Origin of the sequence: Klebsiella sp. DY2415 (genome assembly GCF_026314315.1) — a bacterium.
Lineage (GTDB): Bacteria > Pseudomonadota > Gammaproteobacteria > Enterobacterales > Enterobacteriaceae > Klebsiella > Klebsiella ornithinolytica.
In genome coordinates this window covers 628581-649823 of record NZ_CP111115.1, presented here as the reverse complement: position 1 = coordinate 649823, position 21243 = coordinate 628581, and the positions used below count along the sequence as shown (strand labels likewise).

Below are 21243 nucleotides of genomic sequence, written 5' to 3'. Positions count from 1 at the left end.
GAGTAACTTCCTTGCCGGTGGATCGTCATTACGATGCGTGCAAAACCGCATCCGGTCGCCGGGCAATAATAAAAGGTCCTGCCGTCATCGCGCGGTTCTTTTATTGTTGTAAGTGAGACCTTGCCGGAAGGCGAGGTCTATGCATAAACACGCAGCGGCTGCCGTCTTCCGACGTCAGCCGTTTTGTTTTTATGTAAGGAATTAAGTAATGAATACTGTCGGCACACCGTTGTTATGGGGCGGATTCGCCGTGGTCGTGGTGATCATGCTAGCCATCGATCTGCTTCTTCAGGGACGGCGTGGTGCGCATGGCATGACCATGAAACAGGCCGCGGGTTGGTCTATTCTCTGGGTAACGCTCTCCCTTCTCTTTAACGCCGTCTTCTGGTGGTACCTGACACAAACCCAGGGCCGTGCCGTTGCCGATCCGCAGGCGCTGGCTTTCCTTACCGGCTATCTGATTGAAAAATCGCTGGCCGTGGACAATGTCTTTGTCTGGCTGATGCTGTTCAGCTACTTCTCCGTCCCGCCTGCGCTGCAGCGCCGGGTGCTGGTTTACGGCGTGCTGGGGGCGATCGTGCTGCGTACGGTGATGATCTTTACCGGAAGCTGGCTGATCTCCCAGTTCGAGTGGCTGCTCTATCTCTTCGGTGCTTTCCTGCTGTTTACCGGTGTGAAGATGGCGCTGGCGAAAGAGGATGCTTCCGGCATCGGCGACAAACCGCTGGTACGCTGGATCCGCAGCCATCTGCGGATGACCGATAAGATTGAAGGCGAGCGTTTCTTTACGCGGCAAAACGGCGTCCTGTTCGCCACGCCGCTGCTGCTGGTGCTGATCCTGGTCGAGCTGAGCGACGTGATTTTTGCGGTCGATAGTATCCCGGCAATCTTCGCCGTAACCACCGATCCGTTTATCGTGCTGACGTCGAACCTGTTCGCGATTCTCGGCCTGCGCGCCATGTACTTCCTGCTGGCCGGCGTCGCGGAGCGCTTCTCCATGCTGAAATATGGTCTGTCGATCATTCTGGTCTTTATCGGTATCAAGATGCTGATCGTCGACTTCTACCATATCCCGATTGGCGCCTCGCTCGGCGTCGTTGGCGGTATTCTGGCGCTGACGCTGCTGATTAACGCCTGGGTCAATAAGCAACACGACAAGAAGAAATTACAGCACTAAGCCCTAAATGGCCGGGTGAAAACCACTTTCACCCGGTCAGCAACGCCCGCCGCGTATTATTTCTCGCCATGTCACAAAAACGTTAATACATAGTTAAAAAATAAGATCTCAGCTAAATAAGCAGCATTTTACGCTTCCAGGATGGCGCACTTTCCGTATACTCGACCAGGCAAACATTTATTTACATCCGGACATAAACGTAACAAATAATACGTACATGGGACCGGTAGCAACATCACAACAAGGGATAATCATGACGACACAAACTCCCCCATCGGGCCTGCTACAGCGCCTGGCTCAGGGCAGCCTGGTCAAACAAATTTTAATCGGTCTGGTGCTTGGCGTGCTGCTGGCGCTGGTTTCAAAACCTGCGGCGATCGCCGTTGGCCTGCTCGGTACGCTGTTTGTCGGCGCGCTGAAAGCCGTAGCGCCGGTGCTGGTGCTGATGCTGGTGATGGCCTCCATCGCTAACCACCAGCAGGGGCAAAAAACCAGCATCCGTCCGATTCTGTTCCTGTATCTGCTGGGGACGTTCAGCGCCGCACTCACCGCCGTGCTGTTCAGCTTTGTCTTCCCTTCCACGCTGCACCTGACCTCCGCGGCCGGCGATATTACGCCGCCGTCGGGGATTGTTGAAGTACTGCGCGGGCTGCTGATGAGCATGGTTTCAAACCCGGTCGACGCCCTGCTCAATGCCAACTATATCGGGATTCTGGTGTGGGCCGTGGGTCTGGGCTTTGCGCTGCGTCACGGCAATGAGACGACAAAAAACCTGATCAACGATGTCTCCCACGCGGTGACCTTTATCGTGAAACTGGTTATTCGGTTTGCGCCGCTGGGTATTTTCGGCCTGGTCTCCTCAACCCTGGCGACCACCGGGTTTGAAACCCTGTGGGGCTACGCGCAGCTGCTGATGGTGCTGGTGGGCTGTATGCTGCTGGTGGCGCTGGTGATTAACCCGCTGCTGGTGTTCTGGAAAATCCGCCGCAACCCCTATCCGCTGGTGCTGACCTGCCTGCGCGAAAGCGGCGTGTATGCTTTCTTTACCCGCAGCTCCGCCGCCAATATTCCGGTCAATATGGCGCTGAGTGAAAAGCTGAATCTCGATCGCGATACCTATTCGGTGTCGATCCCGCTGGGCGCCACCATCAACATGGCCGGGGCCGCCATCACCATTACGGTGCTGACGCTGGCTGCTGTACATACCCTGGGGATTCCGGTGGATCTGCCTACCGCGCTGCTGTTGAGCGTCGTGGCGTCGCTGTGCGCCTGCGGTGCTTCCGGCGTGGCGGGCGGCTCCCTGCTGCTGATCCCGCTGGCCTGCAACATGTTCGGGATCCCCAATGATATCGCCATGCAAGTGGTTGCCGTCGGCTTTATCATCGGCGTGCTGCAGGACTCCTGTGAGACCGCGTTGAACTCCTCCACCGACGTGCTGTTTACCGCCGCCGCCTGTATGGCGGAAGACGAGCAGCTGGCGAAAAACGCGCTGCGCGATTAATCCCGACCTTCCCCTCCGCTCATCTGCGGAGGGGCGTTCTTCCCTCTCTCGCGTTTCCATTTTAAACGGAACGGATGCGCTTCATTATAACGTGACGCCGCTTTTGAAGATCGCCAGTTCACGGAAATCATTGCGCTCATTGCAGGTCGGTTTGCCATTGACGATATCAACGAGGGTATCGATAAACTCTTCCAGCAGCTGAGGCATCGCTTTACCGTGAATCAGCTGACCGGCGTCAAAATCGATCCAGTGTTTCTTTTTCGCCGCCAGTTCGCTGTTAGTGGCGATTTTGACCGTCGGCACAAAACCGCCGTACGGCGTGCCGCGACCGGTGCTAAACAGCACCATATGACACCCCGCACCGGCCAGCGCGCTGGTTGCCACCGCATCGTTGCCCGGCGCGCTCAGCAGATTGAGGCCATGCACTTTTAAACGTTCGCCATAGCGCAGGACGTCCACCACTTCGCTGGAGCCCGCTTTCTGCGTGCAGCCCAGCGATTTATCTTCCAGCGTCGTGATCCCGCCAGCTTTGTTACCCGGCGACGGGTTCTCGTAAATGGGCTGGTTATGCGCAATGAAGTACTGTTTAAAGTCATTCACCATCGTCACCAGCTTGTCGAAGGTTTGTTCATCGCGGCAGTGGCTCATCAGCAGCTGCTCAGCGCCGAACATTTCCGGCACCTCCGTCAACACGGTGGTGCCGCCGTTGGCGATCAGGTAATCCGAGAAGCGTCCCAGCATCGGGTTCGCGGTAATCCCCGAAAGGCCGTCCGATCCGCCGCACTCAAGGCCAAACTTCAGCTCGCTCAGTTTGCCTGGCTCACGTTTGTCGTGGCGCATCACCTCATAAAGCTGATGCAGATGCTCCAGTCCCGCTTCCACCTCATCGTCCTGCTTCTGGCAGATCATAAAGTGTACGCGCTGAGGATCGAACTCACCGAGGGTTTCACGGAACGCGTCGACCTGGTTGTTCTCACAGCCCAGGCCAATCACCAGCACCGCCCCGGCGTTCGGGTGACGCACCATGTTTTGCAACATGGTGCGGGTATTGATGTGATCATCACCCAGCTGCGAACAGCCGTAAGTGTGACTGAAGAGAAAGACGCCATCGGTGCCTTCCGCTTCGTTGGTCTCTTTCAGAAACCGGTTCTGAATCTGACGGGCGATACCGTTGACACAGCCGACGGTCGGCAGGATCCACAGTTCATTGCGCACCCCGACCTCCCCGTTCGCACGACGATAGAGCTGCACGTCGCGGTCGGCCGGCTGCGCCGACGGCTCGGCAAGATCCGGTTGATAGCGATACTCGTCAAGGTCGCTCAGGTTGGTACGCGTATTATGGGCATGAATATGTTCCCCTGGCGCAATATCCGCCAGCGCATGACCAATGGGCAGACCATACTTGATGACGTTTTCTCCCTTCGCAATCGCGCGTAATGCGAACTTATGACCACGGACAACGTCCTGGCTTAAGGTGACCGCAGTATCATCAATGGTGACCTGGGTACCCGTCGCCATATCTGCTAACGCGACAGCAACGTTATCCTGCGAATGGATTTTAATGTATTGCATAGCAACCGACCTCTGGTCTTAATTCAGTTCAATCGCGAAGTAATCACGCGCATTGTTAAAGCAGATATTTTTCACCATCTCGCCCAGCAGCTGAATATCCGCCGGCGCTTCACCCGCGGCAACCCAGCGGCCGATCATCTGGCACAGGATGCGACGGAAATACTCATGGCGGGTGTAGGACAAGAAGCTGCGGCTGTCGGTCAGCATGCCGACGAAACGACTGAGCAGACCAAGCTGCGCCAGCTGGGTCATCTGACGTTCCATGCCGTCTTTCTGATCGTTGAACCACCAGCCGGAACCGAACTGCATCTTGCCCGGCATCCCTTCGCCCTGGAAGTTACCGATCATCGTGCCCAGCACTTCGTTATCGCGCGGGTTCAGGCAGTAAAGAATGGTTTTCGGCAGCAGGTTTTCTTCATTCTGCTTGCTCAGCAGTCGGGACAGCTCTTCCGCCATCGGGCGATCGTTGATGGAATCAAAGCCAACATCCGGCCCTAACAGCTTGAACTGACGCTGATTATTGTTACGCAGCGCGCCAATGTGATACTGCTGGACCCAGCCACGGCGAGCGTATTCTGCTCCCAGGAAGACCAGCACAGCCGTTTTAAACTGCGCCACTTCATGTTCGCACAGGATGGAACCGGCCAGACGGCGGGCAAGGATGCTATCGAGTTCCGCTTCGCTGGCTTCAGCAAACAGCACCACATCCAGCGCATGGTCGGAGACTTTACAGCCGTGCGCGGCGAAGTGATCCAGACGTTTGACCAGCGCAGCCTGCAGATCGGCAAAGCGGCGGATGTCGGTATCTGAAACTTCACCCAGCTTCGCCATGTAGTCGTTAAACGTCGCCTGCTCAATGTTGAACGCTTTATCCGGACGCCAGCTTGGCAGCACTTTGGTCGTGAAGGTCGCGTCTTTCGCCACCGCCGCATGATGTTCCAGCGAATCGATCGGATCGTCGGTGGTGCCGACCATTTTCACGTTCATCTGCGTCATGATACCGCGGGCGGAGAAGCGCTCCTGGGCCAGCAGATCGTTGCACTGATTCCAGATCTCATCCGCGGTGGACGGGGACAGCAGCTTACCCGTAATCCCAAACGGGCGGCGCAGCTCCAGATGGGTCCAGTGATAGAGCGGATTGCCGATCGTATGCGGTACGGTAACTGCCCATGCGTCAAACTTCTCGCGGTCCGAAGCATCGCCGGTACACAGGCGTTCAGCCACGCCATTGGTGCGCATTGCGCGCCATTTGTAGTGGTCACCTTTCAGCCAGATGTCATACAGGTTTTTAAAACGATAATTTTCGGCAATCTGCTGCGGCGGAAGGTGGCAGTGATAGTCGAAAATCGGCTGGTCTTTGGCGTAGTCGTGATACAAACGGCGGGCAAACTCGGTATCAAGCAGAAAATCTTCGGTCATAAACGGTGTCATTTTCATTTCCTCTTCGCCCCATTGAGGAGCCCTTCAGATGATTGACTATCATGCTGACAAAGTTATCACACCAATTTCTACAGGCCGAAATCTTTTTCGTGAGATAGATCAATAAACGCTGACAAAAAAAGTACCCTTTCTGGAGTAAACCCTCGTGCAAGCCGCGCCAGTACTGGCTTTGCTCGCAAGAAATAATACCCCCATAAACTTTCCCACTTTTGTGACAGTACTCAACTTTTAAAGTTGTATGACAAGTTATCTTTCTGCCGTCGCAACATATAAACCGTTGGAATGTATTCGCGATGATTCAATACATCGCATTGACCGGTACGGATACCGAATTAAGCAAAACAATTGATGGCAAGGTTCGGGCCATATGGGTTTTCCCTCCTGAGCCCTCCGTTTCTCCTTCTCAACCCCTGTACAGGGTTTGAAGATGGCCGCACTCGCTGCGGAGATATAACAAACGATGAGGTTTTACATGCGTAAAATTAAAGGGTTACGTTGGTATATGATCGCACTGGTGACAATGGGCACCGTGCTGGGTTACCTGACACGTAACACTGTGGCTGCGGCTGCGCCGACTCTGATGGAAGAGTTACACATCTCCACCCAACAGTATTCCTATATCATCGCAGCCTATTCAGCTGCTTATACCGTCATGCAGCCGGTGGCAGGCTACGTCCTTGACGTGCTGGGGACGAAGATCGGTTATGCCTTCTTCGCGATCGCCTGGGCCGTTTTCTGTGGTTCAACGGCGCTGGCGGGCAGCTGGAGCGGATTAGCGCTGGCTCGTGGCGCGGTCGGCGCGGCGGAAGCGGCGATGATCCCGGCAGGCCTGAAGGCCAGCTCCGAATGGTTCCCGGCAAAAGAACGCTCTATTGCCGTCGGTTACTTCAACGTGGGCTCCTCAATCGGCGCGATGATCGCCCCGCCGCTGGTCGTCTGGGCGATTGTGATGCACAGCTGGCAGATGGCGTTCATTATCTCCGGTGTCCTGAGTTTTATCTGGGCCATGGCGTGGCTGGTCTTCTATAAACACCCTCGCGACCAGAAAAAATTAACCACTGAAGAACGCGACTACATCATCGGCGGTCAGGAATCGCATCACCAGACCAACAACAGCAAGAAAATGTCTCCGTGGCAGATCCTGCGCAACCGTCAGTTCTGGGGCATCGCGCTGCCGCGCTTCCTTGCCGAGCCAGCATGGGGGACTTTCAATGCCTGGATCCCGCTGTTCATGTTTAAAGTCTATGGCTTTAACCTGAAAGAAATCGCGATGTTTGCATGGATGCCAATGCTGTTTGCTGACCTGGGCTGCATCATCGGGGGCTATCTGCCGCCGCTGTTCCAGCGCTGGTTCGGGGTTAACCTGATTGTGTCGCGTAAAATGGTCGTGACCATGGGCGCACTGCTGATGATTGGGCCGGGGATGATCGGCCTGTTTACCAGCCCGTTTGTGGCTATCGCCCTGCTGTGCGTCGGCGGCTTTGCCCACCAGGCACTGTCCGGTGCGCTGATTACGCTCTCTTCCGACGTATTTGGCCGTAACGAAGTGGCTACGGCAAACGGACTGACCGGTATGGCGGCCTGGATGGCGAGTACCATGTTCGCCCTGGTGGTCGGCGCTCTGGCGGATACCATTGGTTTCAGCCCGCTGTTCGCCGTACTGGCGGTGTTCGATCTGCTGGGCGCCCTTGTCATCTGGACCGTACTGAAGAACAAGTCAGCCGATGACGACGCCCCGCCGCTCAAAACGACTAAGCCGGTGACGCAAAGCTAGTCCTGATACGGTGAGATCTGTTTACAAAGCCGCCTCATTGAAGGCGGCTTTTTCATGTCTGACGGTGGTGAGATGCGCGTAAAAGTGGTATAACAAATCCAATATTGTCGCCATCTTCCGGGAGCGAATATGGAAATCACAGAACCGCGTCGTTTGTATCAGCAGCTTGCTGCCGAGCTGAAGGCGCGTATTGAGCAAGGTGTTTACCTTGTGGGCGATAAGCTGCCTGCAGAGCGGTTTATCGCCGATGAAAAGAGCGTCAGCCGCACCGTGGTTCGCGAAGCCATTATCATGCTGGAAGTGGAAGGCTATGTGGAAGTGCGTAAAGGCTCTGGCATCCACGTCATCTCCAACCATCCGAAGTATCAGCAGGTGGTTGATGAAACGCTGGAGTTCGCCAGCTACGGCCCCTTTGAACTGCTGCAGGCGCGTCAGCTTATTGAAAGCAATATTGCCGAGTTCGCCGCCACCCAGGTGACCAAGCAGGACATCATGAAGCTGATGGAGATCCAGGAGAAGGCGCGTAAAGAGAAATGCTTCCGCGATTCGGAATGGGATCTTCAGTTTCATGTCCAGGTAGCTCTGGCGACGCAAAATACGGCGTTAGCCGCTATTGTTGAAAAAATGTGGACCCAGCGCGTGCATAACCCGTACTGGAAAAAGCTCCATGACCATATCGACCTGCGCACCGTGGATAACTGGTGTGACGATCATGACCAAATTCTGAAAGCGCTGATTCGCAAAGATCCGCACGCGGCGAAACTGGCCATGTGGCAGCATCTGGAGAACACTAAGCTGATGTTGTTCAACGAGACCAGCGACGATTTTGAATTCAATGCCGACCGCTATCTGTTTGCAGAAAATCCGGTCGTTCACCTCGATACCGCGGCCAACGGCGCAAAATAAGCGGTTATCTTCATTTCAGGCAGGCTGTCAGCGCCTGCCCGCAAACCCGCCAGGGTAAGCAAACATCTATAGTGTCAGCCTGTGTAAAGAGACTCGCCTCCCGCCACCGCAATCAGCAAAATCAACGAGCAACCGACTGCAATTTTTCTGACGTAAACTCAGCGATTTTGTTACAATTAGATGCATTTTGACGTTCTGAAGTAGGCTTGCGTTGATTTCACTTTTAACAGGGAACCGTTCAGAACGCACCAACAGCGACCATAATCTCATAAGAATCTATGTCGCAATACACGCTGCGTTCAGACATACCGTTAACCGATGTACCAGGAATCGTGAATGGAACTATTAACCCAATTGTTGAATGCTTTATGGAGCCAGGATTACGAGACCCTCGCGAATCCCTCCATGATTGGCATGCTTTACTTTGTCTTATTTATGATTTTGTTCCTTGAAAACGGCCTGCTTCCCGCCGCCTTTTTACCCGGCGACAGCCTGCTGGTGCTGGTCGGCGTTCTGATAGCCAAAGGGGCGATGGGTTTTCCCGAAACCCTGCTTCTGCTGACGACGGCAGCCAGCCTGGGTTGCTGGCTCAGCTACATTCAGGGCCGCTGGCTCGGCAATACGCGAATTGTGCAAAACTGGCTTTCACATTTGCCCTCCCACTACCACCAGCGCGCACATCACCTGTTTCATAAGCACGGGCTCTCCGCCTTGTTGATGGGCCGCTTTATTGCCTTCGTTCGTACGCTGCTGCCGACCATTGCCGGACTTTCGGGTCTGAACAATGCCCGCTTCCAGTTCTTTAACTGGATGAGCGGCCTGCTGTGGGTTTTGATTCTGACTTCCCTGGGTTACCTGCTGGGTAAAACCCCGGTATTCCTCAAATATGAGGATCAGCTGATGTCCTGCCTGATGCTGCTGCCGGTTGTGCTGCTGGTGTTTGGCTTAATCGGCTCGTTAGTTGTCCTGTGGAAGAAAAAATACAGAAGCCGGAGCTGATAATGGCCATAAAAAGCCTCTCCCGACGCCGGATTAGCTGGCTGCTGGGCGGTTCTGTTTTTTTGTGCGCGCTGTTCTGGCTATGGCTGGCGGTGCAGCAACAGGAATCAACCCTGACTATCCATCCTGTCTCTCAGGGCGTTGGCATGCCTGACGGTTTTTCCGTCTGGCATCATCTCGACGCAAACGGCATTCGTTTTAAAAGTATCACCCCGCAAAAAGACGGCCTGTTAATCAAATTTGATTCCAGCGCCCAGGGTATCGCCGCGAAAGAAGTGCTGGGCCGCGCCCTGCCACATGGTTATATTATTGCTTTGCTGGAGGAAGAAAATACGCCGACAGCATGGCTCTCCCGTCTGCGCGATGCGCCACACAGATTGGGATAACTAGCCAAAATTCTGAATATTTTCACGCAGTTTGGTGGTTTCCCGTTTTCCTGACTATGCTTAAGACTGCGGGAGCCACCGGGCTGACGTTTATCGACTGGATCGGGCATATCTCCCGGGTATGCCCTCACACAATGGAAGGTAGCATCCATGAAATACCGCATCGCTTTGATTCTGGTTTTGACTTCGCTGAGCTCCAGCGCCTTTGCCATCTCCCCCTGTCAGGAAAAAGAGCAGGATATCCAGCGGGAGATTAGCTACGCCGAAAAACATCACAACCAGAACCGGATTGATGGTTTGAACAAAGCGCTTCGTGAAGTCAGAGCGAACTGCAGCGACGGTAAGCTCAAAGCCGAACATCAGCAAAAAATCGCAAAACAACGCGAGGAAATTACCGAGCGTCAGCGCGATTTGAAGGAAGCTGAGCAGAAAGGCGATGCCGATAAAATCAGCAAGCGCCAACGCAAGCTTGATGAAGCGCAGCACGAGCTGAAAACGCTTGAGTCGCGTGATTACTAATAAGCCACACTTTACATGGACCCACTCTACAGGAGAGAAAGATGCCTAAAGACAACGTTGCAGACGATCTGCGTGCAGAACTGAAGACGCTGGCTGATACCCTGGAAGAAGTGCTTAACTCCTCCACGGATAAGTCAAAAGAAGAGATTGGCAAACTGCGTAGCAAAGCAGAGAGCGCACTGAAAGAGAGCCGCGTCCGGCTCGGTGAAACCAGCGATGCCATCGTCAGACAAACGCGTGAAACCGCCGCCCGCGCCGACGAGTACGTCCGTGAAAATCCGTGGACCGGTGTAGGTATTGGCGCAGCCGTCGGGCTGGTGCTGGGTGTCCTGCTGACGCGTCGTTAATTATGGCGGATTCTCAACACACGCAGGGGCCGGGAAAGAGCGTTTTCGGTATCGGCCAGCGGATCATTACGCTGCTGGTTGAAATGGTCGAAACGCGCCTGCGCCTGGTGGTCGTGGAGCTGGAAGAAGAGAAGGCGAACCTCTTCCAGCTGTTTTTGATGCTGGGGCTGACGCTGCTGTTTGCCGCCTTTGGCCTGATGAGCCTGCTGGTTCTGATTATCTGGGCCATCGATCCCCAGTATCGGCTGTACGTAATGATTGCGACCACCGCTGTGCTGCTGCTCAGCTCGTTAATCGGCGGTATCTGGACGCTGCGCAAAGCCCGCCGTTCGACTTTCCTGCGCTTGACGCGCAAAGAGCTGGCTGAAGACCGCGCTCTGCTGGAGGACGAACGCCTATGAACAGCAAACAGCAACGCGAGCAGCGGAAAGCGCTGCTGCTGCGCCAGATCCAACAGCAGCGGCTGGATTTAATCGCCAGCCGTCGCGACTGGCTCGAAGCGACCGCCCCGTTCGACCGCGGCTGGCTGACCCTCCAGCACCTTCGTTCCTGGGCGGTGCTCGGCAGCGGTATCATGGCAGTATGGTCCGTTCGTCACCCGCGCTTTTTACTGCGCTGGACTAAACGCGGCTTCGGTCTCTGGAGCGCCTGGCGCATGGCAAAACGCCTGCTGCGCCAGACATCCTCCCTCTAAACACCCTGCCCGTCACACCTCCGCCATCCCTGTTTTCCTTGTTCCGGGGCGTAAACGCCTCGCAACTGGCGCCGCTCTTCGTCACCACTCCAGCCGCTGACGGCGGCGTTGAGCTCTGCTCGTGGCCCTTGTCAGGTCGCGTTTACCGATCGCGATCACTCAGAATCTTTGATGAAGATCTACAGTTTTCCTTGCTAACAATTCCTTTCGAGCCTCGCTAATATTCTCTCCATCGACAGCAACCCCGCGTAACTACGCAGGATTGCACCAAAAAACAAAATCGCCGCCCTTTGGGTTTTCTGGAGTAAGAAATGAAAAAATTAGAAGATGTTGGTGTACTGGTAGCACGCATTCTGATGCCAATCCTGTTTATCACTGCAGGTTGGGGAAAAATCACCGGTTATGCGGGTACTCAACAATATATGGAAGCCATGGGCGTACCGGGCGCATTACTGCCGTTAACCATTCTGCTGGAGTTCGGCGGCGGTCTGGCGATTCTGTTCGGTTTCCTGACACGTACCACCGCGCTGTTCACCGCAGGCTTCACCCTGCTGACCGCGTTCCTGTTCCACAGCAACTTTGCTGAAGGCGTGAACTCGCTGATGTTCATGAAAAACCTGACCATCGCAGGCGGTTTCCTGCTGCTGGCCATCACCGGTCCGGGCGCATTCAGCATCGACCGCGTGCTGAATAAAAAGTGGTAAGCACACTATACTGAGTGAAGAACAAAGCGAGGAGATATCTCCTCGCTTTTGCTATCTGAAGTCTGAAGGAGGAAAAAATGGGACAATTAATCGACGGCGTCTGGCACGATACCTGGTATGACACCAAATCCACCGGAGGGCGTTTCAAGCGTTCCGTTTCAGCCTTCCGCAACTGGCTGACCGCCGATGGCGCACCGGGCCCCTCCGGCGACGGCGGCTTTGCTGCAGAAAAAGATCGCTATCATCTGTACGTATCCCTCGCCTGCCCGTGGGCGCACCGCACGTTAATTCTGCGCAAGCTCAAAGGTCTGGATCCTTTTCTTTCCGTCTCGGTGGTTCACCCCCTGATGCTGGAAAACGGCTGGACTTTCGACGACGATTTTCCCGAGGCGACCGGCGATACGCTGTATCAACATGAATTTCTCTATCAGCTCTACCTGCACGCCGATCCGCACTACACCGGACGCGTCACGGTGCCGGTTCTGTGGGATAAAAAGCAGCATACGATCGTCAGTAATGAGTCGGCTGAAATCATCCGCATGTTCAATACCGCCTTTGACGGACTGGGCGCCACCGCCGGCGATTACTACCCGCCCGCGCTGCGCGAAAATATCGATGCGCTGAACGGTTGGATCTACGACAACGTCAATAACGGCGTCTATAAAGCCGGGTTCGCCACCAGCCAGCAGGCTTATGATGAGGCTGTCGATGCGGTGTTCACCTCGCTGGAGCGCCTGGAACAAATTCTGGGCCAGCATCGCTATCTGACGGGTAGCCAACTGACCGAGGCCGATATTCGTCTGTGGACAACCCTCGTGCGTTTCGACCCGGTCTACGTGACCCACTTTAAGTGCGACAAACGCCGTATCAGCGACTACCCCAATCTGTATGGTTTCCTGCGCGATATCTACCAGATGCCGGGTATTGCGGAGACGGTGAATTTTGCCCACATCCGCCACCACTACTATCGCAGCCATAAAACGATTAACCCAACCGGGATTATCTCCGTCGGTCCTCAGCAGGATCTCACCGAGCCGCACGGCCGGGACCTTCTGTTCCGCTAACCTGCCGGGCGCCCTTCCCGGCGCCCGATATTTTCAGATCCGGCATATTTACCCGTCTGCTATTCGCGTCTATTCTTATTGCGATCGCTTTAAAAACAAGTGATTGACCGTTAATCGAGGCGTAAAAATGGACTGGTATTTAAAAGTACTGAGAAACTACATTGGATTTGGCGGCCGCGCACGCCGCAAAGAGTACTGGATGTTTATTCTGGTCAACATCATCCTGACCGGCGTACTGAGCATCATCGATAAAATGCTGGGATGGCAGCGCGCAGGAGGTGAAGGCATCCTGACGACGATTTATGGCGTGTTGGTCTTTTTGCCGTGGTGGGCGGTGCAGTTTCGCCGTTTACACGATACGGATCGCTCGGCGTGGTGGCTGTTGCTGATGCTGATTCCGGTTATTGGCTGGCTGATCATTCTGCTCTTCAATTGCCAGAACGGCACGCCTGGGAACAACCGTTTCGGGCCGGATCCCAAATCCCTGTCATCGTGAATGATGCGCTCCTCCCGCGGAAGGAGCGCATAGCGGATTTACTTCCCGGCAAACAGCTTAGGGATCTCCCGCAGACACCATGATTTCGCTTCGCCCATACTGTCGCGGCGCCACGCCATAATGATGTCAATTTCATTAGTATATTCCGGGCTGACAACCCGTAAGCGCCCTTCGGCGATGTCTTTCTCGACCAGCGGATAAGGCATCGTCGCCACCCCCAGTCCCGCCAGCAGAGCCTGACGTTTATCTTCAATAGTACTGACCGTTAAGCGCGGCTGTTTGTCGAGCAGCTGTACCGTCAGAACCGGACGCTCGCGGGCGGTATCTGCCACCGCCACGCCGCGATATTTTACCCGCGTCACTTCGGAAAGCGGCTCCGGCTCCTGGTGAATGGGGTGATCCGGCGCAGCAACATAGACGTTCAGCACCGAATAGAGTTTGCGGGAGTTAATCTCCGATGAGGAACGAAAATGCATATCAGGGGCGACAACGATATCCGCACGTCCCTGCTCCAGCCGCTCCCACGCGCCGGCCAGCACTTCGGTAAGCACCGACAGCTGGGTATTCGATTTGGTCGCCAGCTTCTCAATCAGCGGAAAGAAGTCCTGGGTTGGTACCAGGGCTTCGGTCACGATGGTCAGATGCGTTTCCCAGCCGCGCGAAAGCGCTTCGGCATCAGTGGTGAGCTTATCGGCCGCTTCCAGCAGCACGCGCCCGCGCTCCAGCAGCATCCGCCCAACGTTGGTGAATTTTGTCCGATGACCTGAGCGGTCAAACAGCACTACATCCAGTTCCTCTTCCAGCTTTTGCATGGTGTAGCTGAGGGCTGAGGGCACCCGTCCGAGTTCGTCGGCCGCAGCAGCAAAGCTCCCACGCCTGTCGATAGCGTCCATTACGCGTAACGCTTCCAGCGTCAATGCTCTCTCTTTAGCCATAGCACTCTCATTCAGGAAATTTGAATATACCGGGCAGAATATCTGGCTAACAATACAGCGTCCATACCTTTACCATTGATTTAGTGTAAAGAGAGGTCAAGAAAATGATTACTACCCGAACAGCCAAACAATGCGGACAAGCAGATTTCGGCTGGCTGCAGGCCCGCTACACCTTTTCCTTTGGACACTACTTTGACCCTAAACTGTTAGGCTACGCCTCTTTGCGCGTGCTCAACCAGGAAGTTCTGGCACCCGGCGCGTCGTTTCAACCGCGTACCTACCCGAAAGTCGATATCCTGAACCTGATTCTGGAAGGGGAAGCGGAATATCGTGACAGTGATGGCAACCATGTGCAGGCAAAGGCCGGCGAAGCGCTGCTGATATCCACTCAACCAGGGGTGAGTTACAGCGAGCACAATTTGAGTAAAGACGGTTCGCTGACGCGGATGCAGCTGTGGCTGGATGCCTGTCCGCAGCGGGAAAATCCGCTGCTGCAGAAAATGGCTATCGCTGGTAGCGGGCAACAGCTGCTCGCTTCACCTGACGGCGCGCACAACAGTTTACAGCTGCGTCAGCAGGTCTGGATCCACCATCTCGATCTCGCCAAAGGCGAGCGGGTTGATGTCCAGCTACACGGGCCGCGCGCCTACCTGCAATCGATTCATGGAACGGTGCATGCCGTCGCCCATGAAGAAGCAAAACAGGCCCTGACCTGCGGTGACGGGGCATTTATTCGTGACGAAGCTAACATTACCCTTGTTGCCGACACGCCATTGCGCGCTTTACTGATAGATTTACCGGTGTAATAACGGGAGTCATGGAGTCTGTCAGTGAGTAAGCATAAGAAGAAAGCAAAGAAAGCCGTATCGTCGCCCGAGCCGCTGTTAACGGAGCCAACGAAGGCCGTAAGTTTTGGCTATGAAGAGATGCTAAGCGAACTGGAAGCAATTGTTTCAGAAGCCGAAATTCGGATTCAGGACGAAGAAAACACCGCCTGAACGGCCACCTTCGGAAATAGCAAAACGCCCTGCTTAGCTTATCCTGCGCAGGGCGTTTTTGCATGATTGACGCTGACCGATAAGCCGCTTTCTTGTCATTGAGAGCGGAGTGGACTGTCATTCATCGTCTTCTGCCGCATATCGCAAAACGCCCATACAGATTGCGCTGTATGGGCGTTCTTGAATGAGTTGACGCTGACCGATAAGCCGCTTTCTTGTCATTGAGAGCGGAGTGGACAGTCATTCATCGTCTTCTGCCGCTTCTGCCGCATATCGCAAAACGCCCATACAGATTGCGCTGTATGGGCGTTTTTGAATGAGTTGAAGCTGACCGATAAGCCGGGTTCTGTCGTGGACAGTCATTCATCTAGGCCAGCAATCGCTCACTGGCTCAAGCAGCCTACCCGGGTTCAGTACGGGCCGTACCTTGTGAACCCCTATTTGGCCTTGCTCCGGGTGGAGTTTACCGTGCCACGAACTGTTACCAGTCGCGCGGTGCGCTCTTACCGCACCCTTTCACCCTTACCTGATCCCGCTTGCGCGGGCCATCGGCGGTTTGCTCTCTGTTGCACTGGTCGTGGGTTTCCCCCCCAGGCGTTACCTGGCACCCTGCCCTATGGAGCCCGGACTTTCCTCCCCTCCGCCCGTCTCCCCCGAAGAGGACGACGACGAAGCGGCGACTGTCTGGTCAGCTTCGGCGCGAAGTATAAAAGGTTTACCGTCGGTTGTCATCCTTCCATCACAATCCCGACCTGCAAAGTCGCGGCAACATTCCGCGAAGCGCGATAAATATTGTCCGAAGCACCGCGGAAGGCCTCCTCCAGGCTCGTGATAGTGGTCAGCACGCTGAACACCGCGTCGATACCATACTGATGTACCACGCCGACATCGCGGGCCAGGCTGCCGGCAATACCAATCACCGGCTTACGGTATTTTTTCGCCACGCTCGCGACGCCGACCGGGACCTTACCGCTAATGCTTTGACTGTCGAGCCTTCCTTCACCGGTCACCACCAGCGAACAGTCAAGAATATGCTCTTCCAGATTCAGCGCCTGGGTCACAATCTCGATACCGCTACGTAATTCAGCATTCAGAAATGCCATCAGCGCCGCCCCCATGCCACCTGCGGCACCGGCTCCGGCGACCTCTTTGACATCGACACGCAGAGTTCGCTTAATCACATCCGCATAGTGCTCAAGATTACGATCCAGCTCGAGGATCATCGCTTCCGTCGCCCCTTTTTGCGGGCCGAAAATCCACGAAGCGCCCGTCTCGCCAGTCAGTGGGTTAGAGACATCGCAGGCCACGTGAATTGAACACTCCTGCAACCGAACATCCAGTGCGGACAGGTCAATCGAATTCAGGCAGGCAAGGCTGCCACCGCCGTCACCAATATCAACGCCGTTCGCGTCGCGAAGCCGCGCGCCCAGCGCCTGCACCATCCCTGCGCCACCGTCGTTGGTTGCACTGCCGCCAATACCAATAATGATCTTTCTCGCCCCATGCTCCAGCGCCTGCAAAATCAGCTCACCGGTGCCACGCGAGGTCGTCAACAGCGGATTGCGCTGCGCGGGAGGCACCAGCCCCAGCCCGCTGGCCGCCGCCATTTCAATAAACGCGGTTTGACCATCCCCGGAAAGCCCCCAGCAGGCATCAACCGGCACCCCCAGCGGCCCCGTCACACAAGCGCTCATTTTGGTTCCCTGTGTCGCGGCGATCATCGCCTCAACGGTCCCTTCTCCGCCATCGGCGAGAGGGACCTTCACATAGAGCGCATCGGGGAAAATCTCCCGAAAACCTTTTTCTATAGCCTGTGCAACCTCAGTGGCCGAGAGGCTTTCTTTATATGAGTCTGGGGCGATTACGATTTTCATAGTTATTAGCCTGACAGTGCCGCGCAAGGCAAGAATTACAGGGCGCTATCCGCGCCCTTCTTGTTAGCGAGTGACTTCCACTTTCGCCAGTTTTTCGTAGTAGCACGCAAGCGCGCTGTGGTCGGCGGTACCCAGACCGTCAGCGCGCAGCGCCTGCATCATCTCCATCACCGCCGCGGTCAGCGGCAGCTGCGCCCCCACGCCGTGGGACGTATCCAGCGCATTCGCCAGATCTTTGATATGCAAATCGATACGGAAGCCCGGTTTAAAGTTGCGATCCATCACCATCGGCGCTTTGGCATCCAGTACGGTGCTGCCGGCCAGACCGCCGCGGATTGCCTGATACACCAGATCCGGGTTCACACCTGCTTTGGTCGCCAGGGTCAATGCTTCAGACATGGCCGCAATATTCAGCGCCACGATCACCTGGTTGGCCAGCTTGGTCACGTTGCCCGCACCGATATCGCCGGTATGCACGACAGAACCCGCCATCGCTTTCAGCAGGTCATAATATTGGTCAAAAATCGCTTTATCACCGCCAACCATGACCGACAAAGTACCGTCAATGGCCTTCGGCTCGCCGCCGCTGACCGGCGCATCCAGCATATTTACGCCTTTCGCCTTTAGCGCATCGCTGATTTCGCGGCTCGCCAGCGGAGCAATGGAGCTCATATCAATCAGCACGGTGCCCGGCTTCGCCCCTTCAATAATGCCGCCTTCGCCCAGCGCCACCTCTTTCACATGCGGAGAGTTCGGCAGCATGGTGATGATCACCTCACACTGTTCAGCTATCGCTTTCGCCGAAGCGGCGGTTTCAGCGCCTGCGGCAATCACTTCTGCGATGGCTTCCGGATTACGATCGGCAACCACCAGCGAGTAACCCGCTTTGAGGAGGTTTTTACTCATGGGTTTACCCATGATGCCAAGGCCAATAAAACCAACTTTCATTGTCATGTCTTTATCTCTCTTGTTCCGGTGGCGGTTATTTCTTAAAGGAATCAGCCAGTTTCTGCGTGGCGGAGCGGAATACGCCCAGATCGCTGCCGACGGCGACAAAGGTCGCGCCCCATTCCAGATAACGACGCGCATCCGCTTCTACCGGCGCCAGAATACCGCTCGGCTTGCCGTGCTTTTTCGCGCTCGCAAAGATGTGCTGGATAGCCTGCTGGACCTGCGGGTGAGAGGCGTTGCCCAGATGTCCCAGCGCGGCGGCCAGGTCGCTTGGGCCGACAAAAATACCGTCAACGCCCGCAGTCGCGGCAATCGCATCGACGTTATCCACCCCCTGCTGGCTTTCAATTTGTACCAGGAGGGTGATGTTTTGGTTCGACTGCGCGAAGTAATCCGGCACCGTGCCAAACATGTTGGCGCGGTGCGACACGGAAACGCCGCGAATTCCTTCTGGCGGATAGCGCGTGGCGGCGACAGCGTCGAGCGCTTCCTTTTCGCTTTCCACAAACGGGATCAAAAAGTTATAGAAACCAATATCCAGCAGGCGCTTAATGATCACCGGCTCGTTAGTCGGTACGCGCACAACCGGCGCGCTGACGCTGCCTTTCAGCGCCATCAACTGGGGGATAAAGGTGGAGATATCGTTCGGCGCATGTTCGCCGTCCAGCACCAGCCAGTCGAAACCGGCCAGGCCTAATACTTCTGTCGTGATGGGGCTGGCCAGGGCGGACCAGCAACCAATTTGAATCTGATGCGCCGCCAGGGCCGCCTTAAATTTGTTCGGGAAGATATCGTTATTCATCACTTATACCTTGTCACTCAACCGTTAATTATTTCTGCAGTTACACATATTGAATGTGGTCGACAATAAACGGATAGCCAATCATTGCTATCAGGCCGAACATTCAATGAAGATTAGCGCTGCGTTGAATAAGCGCATTGCACTTCATTTATTTATTTTTGGTGTGCCTCTTAATTGTTTATAAACCGATATCAGAAGCACTCGATTTACTCATCTGGCGCATAGCAAGCATGACTCAGTATAATCAGCTGGCGGTCATAGAACACCGTGCAAAAAACCCATAAAATAGAATAAATAATCATTATAATTGTGCATACGCCATAATCAGTGGGCGCTGATGCACAGTTCCAGTGTTTTCCCTTGGCAGCGGTTTTGCTCCCGCGACAATGAGTGACTGGGATCACACATCCAAATCAAAACACCTGACATTCTTTGCCGAAGAAATTCGTTCATCAGAAACTGAATAGCCGTTTTATTTTATTATTCGCACCTTGCTGGAGAATACTGGACAATGGCCGACATTGAAATCAGACAGGAATCGCCGACGGCGTTTTATATAAAAGTACACCAAACGGATAATGTAGCGATTATTGTTAACGATCGAGGTTTAAAAGCCGGAACGCGTTTCCCTGACGGACTGACGCTCATCGAACATATCCCGCAAGGTCACAAAGTAGCATTGATTGATATTCCTGTACGCGGTGAAATCATCCGCTATGGCGAAGTCATTGGCTACGCGGTGCGCGACATCCCGCAGGGTAGCTGGATTGAGGAATCGCTGGTTGAACTGCCGAAAGCGCCGCCGCTGAACACGCTACCGCTGGCAAACAAAGTTCCGGAGCCTCTGCCTGCGCTGACCGGTTACACCTTTGAAGGGTATCGCAACGCCGATGGCAGCGTCGGCACCAGAAACCTGCTCGGTATCACTACCAGCGTGCACTGCGTCGCGGGCGTCGTCGACTATGTGGTGAAAATTATTGAACGAGACCTGCTGCCGAAATACCCGAATGTCGACGGTGTGGTCGGTCTCAACCACCTGTATGGCTGCGGCGTGGCGATCAACGCCCCGGCTGCCGTGATCCCTATTCGCACGATCCATAATCTGGCGCTAAACCCCAATTTCGGCGGTGAAGTCATGGTGGTTGGGCTCGGCTGTGAAAAGCTCCAGCCGGAACGCCTGCTCCAGGGCACCGAAGATGTTCAGCCCATCGCCGTCGACAGCGCCAGTGTCATCCGCCTGCAGGATGAACAGCATGTCGGGTTCCAGTCAATGGTTGACGATATTTTGCAGGTAGCGGAACGGCATCTGACAAAACTGAATGCCCGCCAGCGTGAAACCTGTCCGGCCTCTGAGCTGGTGGTGGGCATGCAGTGCGGCGGCAGCGATGCCTTTTCCGGCGTGACCGCCAATCCGGCGGTGGGCTACGCTTCCGATCTGCTGGTCCGCTGCGGCGCCACCGTCATGTTCTCTGAGGTCACTGAGGTTCGCGATGCTATCCATCTGCTGACGCCGCGGGCGATCAACGAAGAAGTGGGTAAGCGTCTGCTCGAAGAGATGGCCTGGTACGATAACTACCTCGATTCAGGTCAAACCGATCGCAGCGCCAATCCCTCCCCCGGTAATAAAAAGGGCGGCCTGGCGAACGTAGTGGAAAAGGCGCTGGGTTCGATCGCCAAATCCGGCAAGAGCGCGATTGCCGAGGTCCTCTCACCAGGCCAGCGCCCAACCAAACGCGGCCTGATCTTTGCGGCTACCCCGGCCAGCGACTTTGTCTGCGGCACTCAGCAGGTTGCTTCGGGGATTACGGTTCAGGTGTTTACAACCGGGCGCGGCACGCCGTATGGTCTGGTCGCCGTGCCGGTCATCAAGATGGCAACCCGCACCGAGCTGGCAAACCGCTGGTATGACTTAATGGATATCAACGCCGGGACTATCGCCACCGGCGAAGAGACGATTGAAGAGGTTGGCCAGAAGCTGTTCGGGTTTATTCTTGATGTCGCCAGCGGCCGTAAGAAAACCTTCTCCGATCGGTGGGGCCTGTATAATCAGCTGGCGGTCTTTAACCCGGCGCCGGTGACCTGATTGCCCCTCGGGCGGCACGGT

Annotated in this window: 22 protein-coding genes and 1 other RNA gene; 16 read left to right on the top strand and 7 right to left on the bottom strand. The window is 55.3% G+C overall.

Annotated features, from left to right (window positions below; all coding sequences use genetic code 11):
* Nucleotides 1–208: 208 nt before the first annotated feature.
* Both OQV00_RS03135 and sstT read left to right on the top strand, forming a co-directional pair.
* The gene (locus OQV00_RS03135; protein WP_015585682.1) at nucleotides 209–1177 is read left to right on the top strand and encodes a TerC family protein; all 969 of its coding nucleotides are present in this window, start codon (nucleotides 209–211) and stop codon (nucleotides 1175–1177) included.
* A gap of 253 nt (nucleotides 1178–1430) precedes the next feature.
* Nucleotides 1431–2678 (top strand): serine/threonine transporter SstT, encoded by a 1248-nt coding sequence (sstT, locus tag OQV00_RS03130; protein WP_004867918.1) that lies wholly within the window; start codon nucleotides 1431–1433, stop codon nucleotides 2676–2678.
* An 84-nt stretch (nucleotides 2679–2762) separates the two neighbouring features.
* Here sstT and OQV00_RS03125 read toward each other — a convergent pair whose 3' ends face one another.
* Complete coding sequence (locus tag OQV00_RS03125; RefSeq protein ID WP_048023325.1) at nucleotides 2763–4250, bottom strand: UxaA family hydrolase; 1488 nt, start codon at nucleotides 4248–4250, stop codon at nucleotides 2763–2765.
* A gap of 18 nt (nucleotides 4251–4268) precedes the next feature.
* Entirely contained in the window at nucleotides 4269–5681 is a 1413-nt protein-coding gene (uxaC, locus tag OQV00_RS03120; protein ID WP_088883611.1) for a glucuronate isomerase, read from the bottom strand.
* 481 nt (nucleotides 5682–6162) lie between these two features.
* On the opposite strand from uxaC, the gene OQV00_RS03115 reads away from it, so the two are divergent.
* From OQV00_RS03115 to OQV00_RS03065, 11 genes are all read left to right on the top strand, one after another.
* Nucleotides 6163–7464: an MFS transporter gene (locus tag OQV00_RS03115; RefSeq protein WP_266279817.1), complete on the top strand. Its 1302-nt coding sequence runs from the start codon at nucleotides 6163–6165 to the stop codon at nucleotides 7462–7464.
* Between the two features lie 129 nt (nucleotides 7465–7593).
* Nucleotides 7594–8370 carry a transcriptional regulator ExuR gene (gene exuR, locus OQV00_RS03110; protein WP_004867938.1) on the top strand — a complete coding sequence of 259 codons (777 nt, stop codon included), beginning with the start codon at nucleotides 7594–7596 and terminating at the stop codon, nucleotides 8368–8370.
* A 336-nt stretch (nucleotides 8371–8706) separates the two neighbouring features.
* Nucleotides 8707–9369, top strand: a complete 663-nt coding sequence (gene yqjA / locus OQV00_RS03105; protein ID WP_004867940.1) for a DedA family general envelope maintenance protein YqjA — start codon at nucleotides 8707–8709, stop codon at nucleotides 9367–9369.
* 2 nt (nucleotides 9370–9371) lie between these two features.
* Complete coding sequence (gene mzrA / locus OQV00_RS03100; protein ID WP_004867943.1) at nucleotides 9372–9755, top strand: EnvZ/OmpR regulon moderator MzrA; 384 nt, start codon at nucleotides 9372–9374, stop codon at nucleotides 9753–9755.
* A 150-nt stretch (nucleotides 9756–9905) separates the two neighbouring features.
* Entirely contained in the window at nucleotides 9906–10274 is a 369-nt protein-coding gene (locus OQV00_RS03095; protein ID WP_032690623.1) for a DUF1090 domain-containing protein, read from the top strand.
* A gap of 41 nt (nucleotides 10275–10315) precedes the next feature.
* Entirely contained in the window at nucleotides 10316–10621 is a 306-nt protein-coding gene (locus tag OQV00_RS03090; RefSeq protein ID WP_004867946.1) for an ElaB/YgaM/YqjD family protein, read from the top strand.
* Between the two features lie 2 nt (nucleotides 10622–10623).
* Nucleotides 10624–11022: a phage holin family protein gene (locus OQV00_RS03085; protein ID WP_004867949.1), complete on the top strand. Its 399-nt coding sequence runs from the start codon at nucleotides 10624–10626 to the stop codon at nucleotides 11020–11022.
* A complete protein-coding gene (locus OQV00_RS03080) occupies nucleotides 11019–11315 on the top strand; it encodes a YqjK-like family protein (protein ID WP_064356642.1) in 297 nt (98 codons plus the stop codon). Before OQV00_RS03085 ends, OQV00_RS03080 begins: the two co-directional genes overlap by 4 nt.
* Nucleotides 11316–11626: 311 nt before the next feature.
* Nucleotides 11627–12019, top strand: a complete 393-nt coding sequence (locus tag OQV00_RS03075; RefSeq protein ID WP_004867955.1) for a DoxX family protein — start codon at nucleotides 11627–11629, stop codon at nucleotides 12017–12019.
* A 77-nt stretch (nucleotides 12020–12096) separates the two neighbouring features.
* On the top strand, nucleotides 12097–13083 hold the full coding sequence (locus tag OQV00_RS03070; RefSeq protein WP_004867958.1) for a glutathione S-transferase family protein: 987 nt from the start codon (nucleotides 12097–12099) through the stop codon (nucleotides 13081–13083).
* A gap of 127 nt (nucleotides 13084–13210) precedes the next feature.
* Nucleotides 13211–13579: a DUF805 domain-containing protein gene (locus tag OQV00_RS03065; RefSeq protein ID WP_004867959.1), complete on the top strand. Its 369-nt coding sequence runs from the start codon at nucleotides 13211–13213 to the stop codon at nucleotides 13577–13579.
* A gap of 38 nt (nucleotides 13580–13617) precedes the next feature.
* Here OQV00_RS03065 and OQV00_RS03060 read toward each other — a convergent pair whose 3' ends face one another.
* Nucleotides 13618–14514 carry a LysR family transcriptional regulator gene (locus OQV00_RS03060; RefSeq protein ID WP_004867964.1) on the bottom strand — a complete coding sequence of 299 codons (897 nt, stop codon included), beginning with the start codon at nucleotides 14512–14514 and terminating at the stop codon, nucleotides 13618–13620.
* Nucleotides 14515–14618: 104 nt separating this feature from the next.
* On the opposite strand from OQV00_RS03060, the gene OQV00_RS03055 reads away from it, so the two are divergent.
* Together OQV00_RS03055 and OQV00_RS03050 are read left to right on the top strand one after the other, a co-directional pair.
* Nucleotides 14619–15320 (top strand): pirin family protein, encoded by a 702-nt coding sequence (locus tag OQV00_RS03055; RefSeq protein ID WP_004867969.1) that lies wholly within the window; start codon nucleotides 14619–14621, stop codon nucleotides 15318–15320.
* 24 nt (nucleotides 15321–15344) lie between these two features.
* Complete coding sequence (locus OQV00_RS03050; RefSeq protein ID WP_004867972.1) at nucleotides 15345–15512, top strand: hypothetical protein; 168 nt, start codon at nucleotides 15345–15347, stop codon at nucleotides 15510–15512.
* 319 nt (nucleotides 15513–15831) lie between these two features.
* Here OQV00_RS03050 and rnpB read toward each other — a convergent pair.
* From rnpB to garL, 4 genes are all read right to left on the bottom strand, one after another.
* Nucleotides 15832–16208, bottom strand: an RNA gene (gene rnpB, locus OQV00_RS03045) — RNase P RNA component class A.
* A gap of 32 nt (nucleotides 16209–16240) precedes the next feature.
* Nucleotides 16241–17386, bottom strand: coding sequence for a glycerate 2-kinase (gene garK, locus OQV00_RS03040; RefSeq protein ID WP_004867976.1), 1146 nt, complete (start codon nucleotides 17384–17386; stop codon nucleotides 16241–16243).
* Nucleotides 17387–17449: 63 nt separating this feature from the next.
* Nucleotides 17450–18340, bottom strand: coding sequence for a 2-hydroxy-3-oxopropionate reductase (gene garR / locus OQV00_RS03035; RefSeq protein WP_004867977.1), 891 nt, complete (start codon nucleotides 18338–18340; stop codon nucleotides 17450–17452).
* Between the two features lie 28 nt (nucleotides 18341–18368).
* Nucleotides 18369–19139 carry a 2-dehydro-3-deoxyglucarate aldolase gene (gene garL, locus OQV00_RS03030; RefSeq protein WP_004867979.1) on the bottom strand — a complete coding sequence of 257 codons (771 nt, stop codon included), beginning with the start codon at nucleotides 19137–19139 and terminating at the stop codon, nucleotides 18369–18371.
* A gap of 511 nt (nucleotides 19140–19650) precedes the next feature.
* On the opposite strand from garL, the gene garD reads away from it, so the two are divergent.
* The gene (garD, locus tag OQV00_RS03025; RefSeq protein WP_004867985.1) at nucleotides 19651–21222 is read left to right on the top strand and encodes a galactarate dehydratase; all 1572 of its coding nucleotides are present in this window, start codon (nucleotides 19651–19653) and stop codon (nucleotides 21220–21222) included.
* Nucleotides 21223–21243 lie beyond the last annotated feature (21 nt).